At 71.0% G+C, this 13,638-nt stretch carries 11 protein-coding genes and 3 tRNA genes; 3 read left to right on the top strand and 11 right to left on the bottom strand.

All coding sequences use genetic code 11. The features are described 5' to 3' along the window. Positions 1-60 precede the first annotated feature (60 nt). Both IPL40_12450 and IPL40_12445 read left to right on the top strand, forming a co-directional pair. Positions 61-540 (top strand): roadblock/LC7 domain-containing protein, encoded by a 480-nt coding sequence (locus tag IPL40_12450; protein ID MBK8481963.1) that lies wholly within the window; start codon positions 61-63, stop codon positions 538-540. A 56-nt stretch (positions 541-596) separates the two neighbouring features. Beyond that, positions 597-1,184 carry a GTPase domain-containing protein gene (locus IPL40_12445; protein ID MBK8481962.1) on the top strand — a complete coding sequence of 196 codons (588 nt, stop codon included), beginning with the start codon at positions 597-599 and terminating at the stop codon, positions 1,182-1,184. 32 nt (positions 1,185-1,216) lie between these two features. Here IPL40_12445 and IPL40_12440 read toward each other — a convergent pair whose 3' ends face one another. From IPL40_12440 to IPL40_12410, 7 genes are all read right to left on the bottom strand, one after another. After that, positions 1,217-3,496 (bottom strand): hypothetical protein, encoded by a 2,280-nt coding sequence (locus IPL40_12440; protein MBK8481961.1) that lies wholly within the window; start codon positions 3,494-3,496, stop codon positions 1,217-1,219. Positions 3,497-3,797: 301 nt separating this feature from the next. Next, positions 3,798-3,870, bottom strand: a tRNA-His gene (locus IPL40_12435). Positions 3,871-3,950: 80 nt separating this feature from the next. Next, positions 3,951-4,024 (bottom strand) — tRNA-Arg (locus IPL40_12430). 312 nt (positions 4,025-4,336) lie between these two features. Then, a tRNA-Pro gene (locus IPL40_12425) sits at positions 4,337-4,411 on the bottom strand. A gap of 70 nt (positions 4,412-4,481) precedes the next feature. After that, a complete protein-coding gene (locus IPL40_12420; GenBank protein MBK8481960.1) occupies positions 4,482-5,114 on the bottom strand; it encodes an XTP/dITP diphosphatase in 633 nt (210 codons plus the stop codon). After that, entirely contained in the window at positions 5,114-5,935 is an 822-nt protein-coding gene (gene rph, locus IPL40_12415; GenBank protein ID MBK8481959.1) for a ribonuclease PH, read from the bottom strand. The genes IPL40_12420 and rph overlap by 1 nt, the downstream gene beginning before the upstream one ends. Positions 5,936-6,028: 93 nt before the next feature. Then, positions 6,029-6,850: an N-acetylmuramoyl-L-alanine amidase gene (locus IPL40_12410; GenBank protein MBK8481958.1), complete on the bottom strand. Its 822-nt coding sequence runs from the start codon at positions 6,848-6,850 to the stop codon at positions 6,029-6,031. Between the two features lie 136 nt (positions 6,851-6,986). Between IPL40_12410 and IPL40_12405 the strand changes: the two genes are divergently transcribed. Beyond that, on the top strand, positions 6,987-7,985 hold the full coding sequence (locus IPL40_12405) for a hypothetical protein (protein MBK8481957.1): 999 nt from the start codon (positions 6,987-6,989) through the stop codon (positions 7,983-7,985). 54 nt (positions 7,986-8,039) lie between these two features. Here IPL40_12405 and IPL40_12400 read toward each other — a convergent pair whose 3' ends face one another. From IPL40_12400 to IPL40_12385, 4 genes are all read right to left on the bottom strand, one after another. After that, entirely contained in the window at positions 8,040-10,385 is a 2,346-nt protein-coding gene (locus IPL40_12400) for a zinc-ribbon domain-containing protein (GenBank protein MBK8481956.1), read from the bottom strand. A 116-nt stretch (positions 10,386-10,501) separates the two neighbouring features. Continuing rightward, entirely contained in the window at positions 10,502-11,620 is a 1,119-nt protein-coding gene (locus IPL40_12395; protein MBK8481955.1) for a DegT/DnrJ/EryC1/StrS family aminotransferase, read from the bottom strand. A gap of 13 nt (positions 11,621-11,633) precedes the next feature. Beyond that, the gene (locus tag IPL40_12390; GenBank protein MBK8481954.1) at positions 11,634-12,614 is read right to left on the bottom strand and encodes an NAD-dependent epimerase/dehydratase family protein; all 981 of its coding nucleotides are present in this window, start codon (positions 12,612-12,614) and stop codon (positions 11,634-11,636) included. A 58-nt stretch (positions 12,615-12,672) separates the two neighbouring features. Continuing rightward, positions 12,673-13,578 carry an NYN domain-containing protein gene (locus tag IPL40_12385; GenBank protein MBK8481953.1) on the bottom strand — a complete coding sequence of 302 codons (906 nt, stop codon included), beginning with the start codon at positions 13,576-13,578 and terminating at the stop codon, positions 12,673-12,675. Between the last annotated feature and the right edge of the window lie 60 nt (positions 13,579-13,638).

The raw sequence follows: 13,638 nt of genomic DNA, 5'->3' as shown, positions 1-13,638 counted from the left end.
TTGTTATCAACGTTTTGACCCTTGTCTTTTCGGCTCTGTTTTGCGCAAGGAGCGCTCGGTATGAACCCTGACTTGGTCATGTACGAAGAGGAGTTCCAGCAGATCCAGGCGGTCTGCTCGCGACTCCATCGCGATGCCAGCGCCAAGGCCGTGCTGCTGATCGACAAGAATGGCCAGCTCATCGCCGATGCGGGCGACGTGGCTAATCTCGACACTGTTTCGTTGTCCTCTTTGACCGCTGGAAACGTGGCCGCCACGGGTGGCATCGCCAAGTTGCTCAAGGAGAAAGAGTTCACCGGCCAGTATCACGAGGGCGAAGAGACGAGCGTGCACATGACGCTGGTCGCCCAGCGCGTGATCCTCGTGATCTTGTTCGACGAGCGTACGTCACTCGGACTCGTGCGCTTGCGGGTGCGCAAGGCAGGCGACGAGATAGCCAAGATTTTCGAAGCGATGATGGCCAAAGTCGCGGAGCCCTCGGCTCCGTCGATCTTCTCGGAGATCACAGACGAGGACATCGACAACCTGTTCAAGGACTAGCGTTCCAGGACTGGCGCTTCATCGAACGGCCAAGGGCCTGGCCGCAGTGGGATGGCATGTCGTTCATCAACTACTCCGCACGCGAGATCAACTGCAAGATCGTGTACTACGGGCCCGGTCTGTGCGGGAAGACGACCAACCTGCAGTACATCTACGCCCGCACCGCACCGGCGGCGAAGGGCAAGATGATCTCGCTCGCCACCGAAACCGAGCGCACGCTCTTCTTCGACTTCTTACCCCTTTCGTTGGGCGAGATTCGCGGCTTCAAGACGCGCTTTCACCTCTACACGGTGCCGGGCCAGGTCTTCTATGACGCGAGCCGCCGGCTGATCTTGAAGGGCGTCGATGGCATCGTCTTCGTCGCCGACTCGCAGATCGAGCGCACCGAGGCCAATATCGAGAGCTTCGAGAACCTCGAGCTGAACCTGATCGAGCAGGGCTACGAGCTCGAGAAGATCCCCTACGTCGTCCAGTACAACAAGCGCGACCTGCCCAACATTGCGCCGCTGGACGAGCTGCGCGGGCTCTGCAATCCGAAGGGCGTTCCTGACTTCGAGGCGGTCGCGACGACGGGCTTCGGCGTCTTCGACACGCTCAAGCTCGTGGCCAAGCAGGTGCTGACCGAGCTCAGGCGAGGGAAGTAACCGAAGCAGAGCGCGGCGCGGCGTCCTCCGCGCTAGCCGCGGCCTCGCCGCGTCCTGCGGCGCCGGAGCAGCAGGAGCCCCAGCGCCAACCCGACGGGCCCCGACCAAGCCCCCGACCAAGCCCCCGACCAAGCCTCCGACCAAGCCTCCGAACTGGGCAGGCCGCTGCGCCGCCCAGGCGCGCCAACCCCGCAGGCGCAGCCGACGCCCTGGATCACGGCGGCGCCGTCGGCCGATCCCGCGACGGCGCTGGCCGGGCCGATCCCGATCGCCGCGCCACTGCCGGCCTCATCGAAGCTCACGGTCTGGGGTGCCGAGACGTTCCCCGCCGCGTCGCGGGCGATCACGGTCAGCTGGTAGGGCCCTGCAGAGGGCATCGCCTCATCCAGCGCTGTCAGTCCCGCCGTGTAGGGCTTATCGAGCACCGTCTGACCATCGCGATCGATCTGCGCCGAGAGCTCGATGTTGGCCGCCTTCGTCGTGTTGTCGCGGACCGAAAAGCGCGCCTTGAGCCGGCCCGCGCTGATCACCGGCGCTCCCTCGATCGTCACGGTCGGCGCCACGCTGTCGATCAGCACTGTGGCGCGGACCGGCTTGGCGTCGGGATTGTCGTGCAGATCGATCGCCCGCGCCTCGAAGAGGTGACTGCCCTCGCCAAGCGCGGGAGCGCCCTCGGCGCTCATCTTGAAGACCCGCGCGTACTGCGGTGCGGTAGGCGACCAGGCCCCGCCGTCGATGCGCCACTGATAACGCAGCAGCGCGGGCGGAACCAAGTCGTCGTGGCCCGAGGCGACCAGGCGCAGCGACTCCGGGCGCGCGGTCGGCGGCGGCTCGCTGGCCCACGTCGTCTGGGGCCCGCTGAGGTCACGCGCCGGTTTGGCGAAGGCGCGCAGGTAGAGCAGAATGTGCTGATCCGTGGTGAGCGCGTGATCGACATAGAGGTAGAGCCCGCTGAAGGCGCTGTCCGGCTGGTTGAGCGCCTCGAGCGGAAACGCGAGGCGCTCGTCGTATTGGGCGCGCACCGTCGTCAGCAGGCCATTGAGAATGCCCATCAGCCGATCGGCGGGGAGGGGCGAGTTCGTCGCCGCCAGCACATCGGTGAAGCCGAAGTCGCTGACCTCGAGCGACTCGATGTCGAGCACCGCGGTCCGCGTATCCTGATCGAGCACCACGCGGGCCTCGCCCTGCAGTGCGGCGATCGCGGTCGTCGCGGTCGCTCCGCTACCGAAGGTGAGCTGCACCTCCGGCACCGCGAGGTGCAGCCGAGCGCCGTCGCCGGGCAGCAGCGTTACGGTCGGGGGCCGCAGCGCGGTGACCGCGGCGCCACCGAGCACGGCGAGCGACGAGGCTCCACCCACCGACCCGAAGCAGCCCGCGCCGCCGCGCCAGATCTCGTGGAGCGTGCGGTTGAGGAGCGTTCCGCTGATGGCCACGGCGAGCTCCTCGCCACGCCAGTCGAATCGCGGTGGCGCTGCTTCGCCGCCGGTCGGTGCGGGCACGTCGGGGAGGGTGCAGGGCGGGGGGCTCAGCGCTGTGACGGCGACGTCGAGGCCAGCGGTCAGGCCCTCGGGCGTGATCGTCAGCGAGGAGGGCGTGACCGCCAAGGCGAACTCGCCGACCGAGGTCTTGTGCTTTGAGGTGTAGGCGGTAGCCCCCGCCAGGGTGGCCTGGATCTTGGGGACCAGCTCTTCGAGCACCGCCTTTTCGATGCGCTCCGAGAGCTGCTCGAGCCCGCGATCACGGAAGTAGCTGCCCGCCATGTTGATCAACCAGCCCTCGAGCGAGCTGCAGCCCTTGGGCACGACCCGCAGATCGCTGCCGGGAACGTCGGCGCGCACCACCGCGCGGCCGAGCTTCGGACGGCCGTTCTCGACCTCGACGCCCAGCTCCGCGATCACGTGGGCGCCCAGCGTGATGCCCGCGCCGCAGCTCATCGAGCCCGGAAGGCAGGGCACCGGGTGCGCGACCGAGAACTCCGTCTCGCCCTCGACCTGGGTGATCAGCTCGATGCGGAGCAGCCCGTCGCGAGGACTGAGCGAGAAGCTGGTCTTGCCGATGCGGATCGTGCCGCTCTTGATCGTGAGCTCGGTATCACCCGTGCGGCATTCACGGGCAACTTGGGTCGAGGGCGTGATCGGTATGGAGGTGGGGATCAGCTGCACCAGCTCACGCTCGAGGAAGCGAAACCCATCGATGGAGAGCGCGGCCGTGACGTCGGCGGCCAGCGCCGGTCTAGCGACGCCGATCAGCGCGCTGAGGAGCGCGGCGGTCGTCGAGGCGACAAGGAGGTGGCATTGACGTCGAGCAATCATCAGAGGTCCCTGGCCCCGCCTTTAGAGCCTAGGCCTAAAGCCAAGCAAGGTGTATGCCCCCAGGACAGAGGCCCGGAAAAATGCGAAGAATGAATTGATCTCAGCGGACTAGAGGTCGACCCAGCTCAGGCTTGGCGCTCGCTGCCGGCGAAAAAGGGGATCGATCCCCCGGCCGTGTGGGGTCAGGCGACCCTAGGCACGCCGCAGGTCGCGAGGGCGTCGGGAGGGGCAACGTCGGGAGGGGCAACGTCGGGAGGGGCAACGTCGGGAGGGGCAACGTCGGGGGAGGGCGAAACTGCGGGGTGGGCGATGGGATTCGAACCCACGACCGCTGGGACCACAACCCAGTGCTCTACCGATTGAGCTACGCCCACCACTAGAGGCTGCGCGGCCACTGCAGCCCGAGTCCTGTTGCTTTCCGGACCATCCGCGGCCCGCGGCCCTACCCACTCGATACGCCTGGCAGGACTCGAACCTGCGACCACCGGCTTAGAAGGCCGATGCTCTATCCAGCTGAGCTACAGGCGCAAGAACTGCCCCAGGTCGGTCGGCGCCCCCGAAGCTGCCCCGCCACTCAGCGCGGCGCCACGCGCTGCGCTGCCACGCATCACGGGGCCGGAGTATGAACGTCGCCGCGCGAAACCGTCAAGTCCCGTAGCAGCCCTTCAGCGATCGGGCGCGGAGGCGACCGATCGCCGCCATAGGGGCCCCGCGGGACTGGCACGCGCCACCGATGCGGCTCATGCGCGCGCTGGTGCGTCCGCGCCGGGCCCGATCGCAGCCTCGGGCCGGGTCGTGATGCCGGGCAGCGGGCCCAGCCCCTGCGACCTGCCCTTCGGGTCGGGGTGAGAGGATTTGAACCTCCGACATCCTGCTCCCAAAGCAGGCGCGCTGACCAGACTGCGCTACACCCCGGTCGGCGCGCATTATGCCAGCATGGGGCGCCACCGCAAGCGGAGAGCGTGGGACGATCGCCGAGAAGGGGTCAGCCCCCCGCGGGAGGCTCCGGCCTTCGGCCGCAGCGCTGGCGCAGCAGCGCTGCAATCGCCTGCATGGCGTGGCCACGATGACTGTGCCGGTGCTTCTCGGCGCCGCTGACCTCAGCGAAGGTCCTGCCCAGCGCGGGGACAAAGAACACGGGGTCGTAGCCGAAGCCCTGGTCTCCGCGGGGCGCTCGGAGGATCGTGCCCTCGCAGCAGCCCTCGCGCAGCTCGGCCACGTCCGGTCGCTCTGGCGTGACCAGCGCGATGACGCAGCGAAAGCGCGCGACGCGCTCCGCCTCGGGCACGTCGGCGAGCTCGCGGAGCAGCTTGGCCACGCGGTCGGCGTCCGTCGCAGCCGGTCCGGCGTAGCGGGCGGAGTGAATTCCGGGGCGCCCTCCAAGCGCCGCGACCTCGAGGCCGCTATCGTCCGCGAGCGCCGCGAGCCCCGTCGCGTGCAGGGCCGCCACGGCCTTCTGCTGGGCGTTCTCGGCGAAGGTCTCGCCGGTCTCCGGCAGCGCCTCCGGCGCCTTCGGGAAATCGTCGAGGCTGAAGATCTCGATCGCCGGCAGCGTGACCAGCAGCTCGCGCAGCTCGCGCAGCTTGCCCGCGTTGCGCGTGGCGAAGACGAGCCGCATCAGCGCGCGATGCGGGCGTCTGGGGCCGACCCTGCGGCGCTCGTGCTCGCGTCGGAACCCGTGGTGGTGGCGGTGGTGGCGGCGGTGGCCGCGGTGGCCCCGTTGGCCGCGCTGCGGTCTTGCGCCTCGAGCACCTCTCGCTGGAGTGCGCAGAGCGCGTGGATACCGCCCGATGCGAGGTCACAGAGGCGGTCGAGCTGCGCGCGGGAGAAGGGCGCGCTCTCGGCCGTGCCCTGGAGCTCGATCAGCTCGCCCTCGGCCGTCATGACGCAGTTGAGATCGACCAGCGCGCGGTGATCCTCCTCGTAGGGAAGATCGAGCACGGCCTCGCCGTCCACGAGGCCGACGCTGACCGCCGCGATCTGGTGCCGCAGCGGGCTGCGTGGCAGCGGGCTGCGCTCTTGCAACGCCTGCAGCGCGAGCGCCAGGGCGACGTAACCGGCGGTGACCGAGGCCACGCGCGTGCCGCCGTCGGCCCGCAGCACGTCACAGTCGATGGTGATCGTATGCGGGCCGAGCGCATCGAGGTCGACGGCCATGCGCAAGGCGCGCCCGATCAGCCGCTGAATCTCGGCCTCACGGCCACCGCTCCGGCGAGCCTTGCGGGGGCGCGTGGCGCCGGGGAGCATGTTGTACTCGGCGGTGAGCCAGCCCCCGGCGCTGGCCGCTCGGAAGGGCGGAACGCCCGGCTGCACGGAGGCCGCGCAGAGCACCGCGGTGCCGCCCCACTCGAGCAACACCGAGCCGTCGCTCGCGGGTTGCGTGCCCAGCGTCAGGTGCACGGGGCGCAGCTCATCGTTTCGTCGACCGTCGGCGCGCATGCGCGGGATGGTGCCGGTCCAGACCAGGCTTGTCAAAGGGCTAGCAACAAGGGCTAGCAACAAGGGCGAAGGACGAGGTCCGGGGACCAGGGCTCACCTTCCGCGCCCGCGCGCGCCGGCGAGGGTGGGCGCCGGTGCGGAGCTTCCACCGAGCTGGGTCGCGATCGCCGAGGCCAGGGCCTCGGCCAGCGCCTGTCGCGTCGCGGAGCGACCGAGCTCGACCCCCTCGATCGCGTGGTCGACGAAGCCGACCTCGACCAGCACGCCGGGCATGCGCAGGCCAAGCAGCACATCGAAGGCGGCCTGCCGCACGCCGCGGTCCCGCGCCCCAGGACGCGCGCGCGCCAGAGCCCGCCGCAGCACCTGCGCGAGCTGCCAGGCATCGGTGCGCGTGGCGCGTTGTCCGAGATCTTGGAGAATCGCCGCGACGTCGCCGCCCGGTCTCGCCGTCCCGCCCGTGGTGCTGGTGACGCCGCTCGCGCGCGCGGCGATCAGCGCGGCCTCGCGCTCGGAGGCCGCGGCGCTGACGACGTAGCACTCGAAGCCGCTCTCGGTGCGCGTGGGGCTGGCGTTGAAGTGCAGGCTGATGAAGACCGTGGCCTTGGCGCGGTTGGCGATTCGCACCCGCTGCTGCAGCGTCAGGTACTCGTCGCGTTGGCGCGTCAGCAGCACGCGCGCCGCCGGCACCTCCCGACGCAGCGCCCGCGCCGTGGCGATGGCCAGCTCAAGGGTCAGCCCCTTCTCGTGGCGTTGCAGCGCCGGGGCGAAAGCCCCGAGGTTACTTCCGCCGTGGCCCGCATCGATCACGACCACTGGCGTCGCCGCCGCGGCGCGGCTGCGTCCTAGCGGCAGGGGCAGTGACGCCAGCAAGAGCGCCATCGCTGCCACGCGCGGCTGGGCCATCCTTCTGCGCATGCGCGCCAAGCTACCAGCCGTTACGCCAGGCGTCGAGCTGCCGGTGCGTGCGGTATGCGCCACATCTGGCCAGTCTGCGCTAGTATGCGGCCGCATGCCGACCGACCCTCAGCCTCGCCAACCCAGGGCGTTCTCCTTGGTTGCCCTGTTGGCCTTCAGCGCGCTGGGCGATCTGCTGCTGCGGCGGGTCGCCCTGCAGCGCTTGTTGTTGCTCCGCAGTGACCCGGACGGTGTGCTCGACGGCGGGCACTTCCCGCCCACGCTCGCCGTGTTGGATTGGTGCGGCCTCTTGTTCGGGTACTTCACCGCGACGCTGGCGATCCTCGTCGCCGCGGCGGGCCTTTGGGCCGTGATCTGTGGCCGCCACGGCCACGCCCGCGGCGCTCGCCTGCTCTTGGCGGGCACGGCCGGGTTGTTGTTGCCGCTGGCGCTGGTGGGTCTCGTCGAGCCCTTGCGCGGGCGTCTGTCCTCGTTGGTGGCCCCCGCGGCGGCGTTGACGGCGCTCGTGTTGGTCGGCAGCGCCTTGGTCAACGCCCGCATCGCCTGGCGCCAGCGCATCGGCTTGGTAGTGGTCGCCGCGCCCCTGATCTTTCAGTCCGCGCTGGCCGCGATCGAGCCGCTGACCGCGCCCCGGCCGCTGCTCGACGCGCTGGCCAAGGCCGCCGCGCGGGCACCAGGAGGGCTGGCGACCATGCTCGTCGTGGCGCAGGCGTTGGCAGTGCTGCCGCTCTTCGCTTGGCGGTCAGGGCGCGGACACGGATTGGCCAGGCAGGCCTCGACGCTGGCGCTCGTACCCGTGCTGACCCTGCTCCTGCTCCTGCTCGGTCGCTACGGCCTGGTGGCGCAGGCGGCCTATCAGGGCCTCGGTGTCGTGCTGCCGCTCGGCGGGGCGCAGCCCGCGCGCGTGCTCTACGGGTTGGTGGGCGCGCTCTCGCTGCTGGGCTTCGCTTCCTTGCTGCGCGAGGGTCCGCAGGGTCGCGCGCTGGCGGCAGGGCTCGCGCTCGTGCTGGCCGCGGGGGTGCGCTGGGTCGGCCCCATTCCCGTCCTCTGCGCGCTGGTCGGTCTGCTCGAGGTCACCGCGTGTTGCCCCTTGCGCCGCGTGGTGACCCCGGAAGAGGTCGCGGCGGTGGGCTGAGCGCCGAGCAGGGTTCACGCGCGAGGGGCACGCTGGGCCGGTCGCGCGGAGCGCTCAGCTCTGCGGGGGCGGCCCGCTCGGCTCTGTCGGGGATGTTGGCGCGGCCTCTGGCGCGGTCTCTGGCGCGGCCTCTGGCGCGGCGCGGCTGGCGGGGCTCTCGGTGCCATCGGCAGGGGCCGGGCCACCCGCGCCCGGAGCCGGCGCTGCCGTCGGGGCGAGCGCGTCGCTCAGCTCCTTGGCGTTCTGCTGGGCCATCAACGCCTTGGCGCCGTTCGGATTGAGCCTCAGGTAGGCGCGGTAGCTGTCGAGCGCGCGCGTCTTGTCGCCCATCGCCTGGTAGGCCTCGGCGAGGCCGACGAGCGCGTCACCGTGGCTCGGCCTCATGCTCAGCGCCTGCGTGAAGCGCTGAATCGCCAGCCCGAGCTGTTGCAGGTCGAGCGCGCAGTAGCCCAGCCCCGTGATCGCTTCGACCCCGTCCGGTCGGATCCTCAGCGCGCGCTCGTAGGTGCTCAAGGCCTGCATCGTGCGCCCATGCTCGCTGGCCTGGTCGGCCTGGCGCAGCAGCGCCTCGTAGCTGCCGCCGGCCGATCGCGCAGCCCCCACGTCTGCGGGCGCCGCGCTGCTCGCGCCGGTACCTGCGCTCGAGGCGCTCCCGGCGGCGGTCGTGTCGCCAGCAGCGGGGCTGTTGGGGTCTGCCGGCGCCGCTTCAGCTCCGGCCGTGCTGGTCGCGCTCAGCTCAGCGCTTGGCGCGGTGGGGAGCGCCTGCGGCGGGGCGCTCGGGGCGGGCGATGCGCTCGCCTCCTCGCGGCGGGGCTGGCTCAGCTCGGCAGCGATCTGCTGCAGCAGCGCCTCCGCCCACGCATGCTGCGGATTCAGCGCGCGCACCAGCTCGGCGTAGCGCTTGGCATCGGCGTACCAACCCGACCGGAGGTGGATCATGCTCAGCGCCATCGCCGCCCGCAGCAACAAGGGTCCGCCCGCGGCCCGGCTGCGCGCGACCGTCGTCTCGAGCAGACCCACCGCTCGCGCGATGTCGCTATGCTCCTGCCAGTAGAGCCCCTCGACATAGGCGAGCTCGGGATCATCGGGCAGCGCACTCCGTGCCTGCTGGATCAGCGCGGCGACATCAGTCCGCCCGAGCATGCGGTTGAGGTCCGCCTGGGCGCGCGGGAGATCGACCGGAGCGGGTGTTGCGCCCGCCGCCACGCGGAGCTGGCCCTCGGCGGTCGCCAGCTGCCGGGCGGCGCCGTCGCGCAGGTTGGCCGCCTGTAGGCGCAGGGCGCGGGCTTCACGCCGTGTCGCCGCCTCGTCGCCACGACCCGGAGCCTGGCCGGGCGCGGCCTCCGCGCTCGCAGCGAGCTCGCGACGAAGGGCCGTGATCAGCTGACGGGCGCGGCGCTCCAGCAGCTCGGCCTGGTCGCGCAGATGCTGCGCCCAGATCGTCAGCGCCTCGGCGCGCAAGACGCGTGCGGCGGGTCGTGGATCGGCCGCCAGCTCGCGGTCGAGCGCCGAGAGGCTCGACTCGTCGTCCTGTCCCAGGCGCCGCCGCAGCGCTGCGCGCGCGTCCGCGACCCGATCGGCTCCGGAGAACACGCGCTGCCAGGCGTCGCGGAGCCGATCCGACTGCAACGCCACCGTCAGCCCCACGGTCAGGAGGAGCAGTGCCGCAGCGAGCAGGCCCGCGACGCGCAGCAGCTTTCCGCGCCGCGGCACGCGACGGGGCGGCGGCCTGGCGTCGTCCTCGAAGGCCGAAGCGCGCGCTCCCTGACGCTCCCAGGCGGCCCCTCCACCGACCGTCGGCGGCAGCGTACGACTGGCGCTCTGCTGGGCGAAGGCTGGCTCGTCCCGCAGCGCTGGCATCGCCCCGAGCGCGCGGGGTCCACTCGGCTCCGCGCGCAGCAGGCTGTCACGCTCCGGCCCGCTGGCTGCCGCACCGCTGGGGCGGCGTGTCCGTGCGGCCTCGGCGACGAGAAAGATCGGCTGGAGGTCACTGAGCTCGCCCAGGCGTCGCCAGCTCTCACCGTTGCGGGAGATCTCCGCGTCGCGGGTGATGCGTCCCTCGCTGACCCAGCGCTGCAGCGTCTCGAGCCCGTCGAGCTGCACCACGCCGCTCTGGGTGCGCAAGCGCCAGCCGCGGGGGGTGGCGGGTGGGCTGAGCTGTGCCCCAGAGGCCGAGCGCGGGCCGTTGGTGGCGGTTCGCGCCAGCGCGGGTGGCGGTGGCGGGAGCGGCGGGGCTGGGGGCGGCTGCGTCGGCGAGACGGCGCCGACGCGCGTGGTCGGCCGGCGGCGCACGCGGAAGCTCGCACCGCATTGGCTGCACTGGAGCGCGACCCCGTCGGTGCCGACCTTGCTTTCGTCGACCAGGTACTGGCTGCCGCAATCGGGACAGATGAAGTTCATGATGGCGCCCTTGCCCCGCACGCAAGACCGAGCGCGCGCACAACACCATGCCTAACCGGGTTGAGCAAGGCCGCATTTCCGCGGGTGGCGCCCGAGCCGGCGCCGCCGCAGCGCCGCTAGCCGACGAGCGCCAAGAGCGCGTCGCATACGCGGTCCACGTCGTCCATCGCGAGGCGGTGGTGCAGCGGCAGGGCCAAGGCTTGCTCCGCCAGGCGGTCGGCGACAGGGAGAGGTCCGCGCACGGCGGCGCGCTGGCCGGCGTAGGGCGGCTGCCGATGAACGGCGTAGGTGGCGGGGCCGCTCTGGATCCCGCGGGCGGCGAGGCCGGCGATGACCGCCTGGCGCGACCCCGGCCTTCGCAGGAAAACCGCAAAGGTCTGGTAGTTGTGGCTGATGCCGGGCGGAACGTGCTGCAGCGCCAGCGCCTCGCTCGACCCCAGCCGCTGGCGGTAGCGTGCGGCCAGGGCCAGACGCCCGGCCAGCATCACGTCGAGTCGGCTGAGCTGCACGCGGCCGAGCGCAGCACCCAGCTCCGAGAGGCGCGCATTGCCCCCCAGGTCGACGAAGGCGCCCTGGTCGTCACGCCCGTGGTTGCGCAGTCGGCGCAGCCGCGCGGCCAGCACGGCGTCATCGGTCAGGATGGCGCCACCTTCGCCGGTGGTGATGATCTTCCGCGGATGAAAGCTGAAGCACGCCAGCCGCGAGTCGCCGCCGCAGCGCACCCCCTCAGCGCTCGCGCCGAGCGCGCAGGCGGCGTCCTCGATCAGCGCGAGCGGCCGGTCGGGGCGTTGCGTCAGCGCGCGGAGCGGCGCGCGCGGCGCCGGCAGCCCGAGCACGTCGACCGGCAGCAGCGCGCGCGTCTTGGCTGTGATCGCGGCGGCCGCGGCGTCGAGGTCGAGGTTCCAGCTCTCAGCGTCGACATCGACGATCACCGGCTGCGCCCCCACCAAGGCCACCGCGTTCACCGTCGCCGGGAAGGTGAAGGAGGGGACGATGACCTCATCGCCGGGGCCGAGCTCGCAGGCCTGGAGCGCCAGCACGAGGGCTGCGGTTCCGCTGGCGACGGCCACGGCATGCCGCGCCCCGACCCAGCCGGCCAGGGCAGCCTCGAAGGCGCCGAGCTCGGGGCCGAGGCTGAGCTGATCGCGGCGCAGCACCGCATCGACCGCCGCGCGCTCGCCTTCCCCGACGTCGGGTGCGCTGAGCCGCAGCTCGCTCGCGCCTGCCTGCTGCATCGCCACCTGCGCCTCAGTGCCCGCCCGGTAGCGCGCCGCGCTCCTGCTGAGCGCGGTACCAATCGATCGTGCGGCGGATGCCGTCCTCGAGGTCGACCTCGGGTCGGAAGTCGAGCACCTCGCGCGCCTTGTCGATGTTTGGCACCCGCAGCTCGATGTCGGGGTGGGGCCAGGGGACGAACTCGATCGGCGAGGCGGAGCCGACCAGGCGCACGATCTCTCGCGCCAGGTTGTAGATCGTTACGGTCGAGCGCGGGTTGCCGATGTTGAAGGAGTGGCCGACCGCGCTCGGCCGCGTCAGCGCCACCTTCAACACCCGCAGGACGTCGTCGATGAAGCACCACGAGCGGATCTGGCTGCCGTCGTTATGCACACGGAGCGCCTCGCCGCGCAGCGCGCGCAGGATGAAATGGTGGACGGCGCCCTCGCCGATCTGCATCGGGCCGTAGATATTGAAGGGGCGCACCGAGAGCGTCGGCAGGCCGTACTGCTTGAAGTAGGTGTAGGCCAGGTGCTCGGTCGCGAGCTTGCTTACGGCATAGGTCCAACGCGCCTCGCCCACGGCGCCGAGGCTGGTCACGTCGCCCTCGCGGGCATTGAAGGCAAAGCGCCCGAAGACCTCCGAGGTCGAGAAGTGAATCAGGCGCTCGATGCCCCTGCAGGCGCGCGCGGCCTCGAGCACGTTGTTCGTGCCGAGCAGCGCCACTTGCATCGTCGGCACCGGGTTTTGGATCACCGTATCCACGCCGGCGATCGACGCCAGGTGGACCACGTGCGAGCAGCCGTCCATCGCCGCCGCGACCGCCGCCGCGTCCAACACGTCCCCGCGCAGGAGCGTCAGGCGCGGATGCCGATCGAGCCCGCTCGGTTGCAGCGCATTGCGCCGCAGCGTGTCGAAGACGACGACCTCGTTGTCCTCGAGCAGAACCCGGCTGAGGTGGGTGCCGATGAAGCCCGCTCCGCCCGTGATCAACACCCGCTTGCCGCTCAGCATCAATGCTCCCCTGGTCTCGTGGTCTTGCCGGCGCGGCGGGCGCCGCCGGGCGCGTGGGTCAGGCCTGCGGCCCGAAGCCAATAATGACGTACCCGCCCGACTTCTCGTCCTTGCGCATCTCGAGCAGCCCGCGTCGCTGCGCATCCTCGAGCAGTTGGGTGAAGGTGCGGTAGCCGTGGCCGCTCTCGGCGAAGTTCGGTCGCTTGCGCTTGATCGTCTGCTTGACCATCGAGCCCCAGAGGCTGTCCTCGCGCTCCTGAAACAGCGCCTCGACGGTATCGAGCAGCAGCTCCATCGCCTCGTCACGGCGTCGGCGAGCCTCGGCATCGTCGTCGCCCGCTGGCGCGGTCGGCGTGGCGACGAGCGTGCCCGTCGGCGCCAGGGCATCGCCCTCGCTCTCCGGCCCCTTGCTGCTGCTGCTGCTCTCCACGCGCCGCGGCGCGCGGTCGACGCCGCGCGCACCCCGTGTGCCGGGCTTGGCCGCCGGGGCGTCGCGACGGCGCACCAGATCGTCGTAGTAGATAAAGTCATCGCAGGACTCGACCAGCAGGTTGCTGGTCGAGCTCTTGACCCCGAGGCCGATGACCCGCTTGTTGTTCTCTCGCAGCTTGCTGACCAGCGGCGAGAAGTCGCTATCGCCGGAGAGGATCGCGAAGGCCTCGACGTGCGACTTCGTGTAGCAGAGGTCGAGGGCGTCGACGACGAGCCGGATGTCGGCGGAGTTCTTGCCGGCGTAAGATGTCTTGGGGATCTCGATCAGCTCGAAGCCGGCCTCGTGCAGCTCGCGCTTCTGGCCCTTGTAGCGATCCCAATCGGCGTAGGCCTTCTTGACCAGCACCATCCCCTTCGCCAGCAGCCGCTCGAGCACGAGCTGCACGGCAAAGGACTGCAGGCGCGCCTCGCGCACGCCGATCGCGATGTTTTCGTAGTCACAGAATACGGCGAGCCGCAGCGCGTCTTCCATCGATGCTCCGTCGGAATCAGGCGAAACCGTGGCGGCAGCCTAACCAGCAACGCGCTCCTG

Source organism: Pseudomonadota bacterium (assembly GCA_016711215.1).
Classification (GTDB): Bacteria; Myxococcota_A; Polyangia.
This window is presented reverse-complemented; position numbering and strand designations above follow the sequence as displayed.

Coding starts and splice junctions, on each gene's coding strand:
- IPL40_12400 (MBK8481956.1), bottom strand. CDS start 10,385: ATGAACTTCATCTGTCCCGATTGCGGCAGCCAGTACCTGGTCGACGAA.
- IPL40_12445 (MBK8481962.1), top strand. CDS start 597: ATGTCGTTCATCAACTACTCCGCACGCGAGATCAACTGCAAGATCGTG.
- IPL40_12450 (MBK8481963.1), top strand. CDS start 61: ATGAACCCTGACTTGGTCATGTACGAAGAGGAGTTCCAGCAGATCCAG.
- IPL40_12440 (MBK8481961.1), bottom strand. CDS start 3,496: ATGATTGCTCGACGTCAATGCCACCTCCTTGTCGCCTCGACGACCGCC.
- IPL40_12385 (MBK8481953.1), bottom strand. CDS start 13,578: ATGGAAGACGCGCTGCGGCTCGCCGTATTCTGTGACTACGAAAACATC.
- IPL40_12395 (MBK8481955.1), bottom strand. CDS start 11,620: ATGCAGCAGGCAGGCGCGAGCGAGCTGCGGCTCAGCGCACCCGACGTC.
- IPL40_12420 (MBK8481960.1), bottom strand. CDS start 5,114: ATGCGGCTCGTCTTCGCCACGCGCAACGCGGGCAAGCTGCGCGAGCTG.
- rph (MBK8481959.1), bottom strand. CDS start 5,935: ATGCGCGCCGACGGTCGACGAAACGATGAGCTGCGCCCCGTGCACCTG.
- IPL40_12410 (MBK8481958.1), bottom strand. CDS start 6,850: ATGCGCAGAAGGATGGCCCAGCCGCGCGTGGCAGCGATGGCGCTCTTG.
- IPL40_12390 (MBK8481954.1), bottom strand. CDS start 12,614: ATGCTGAGCGGCAAGCGGGTGTTGATCACGGGCGGAGCGGGCTTCATC.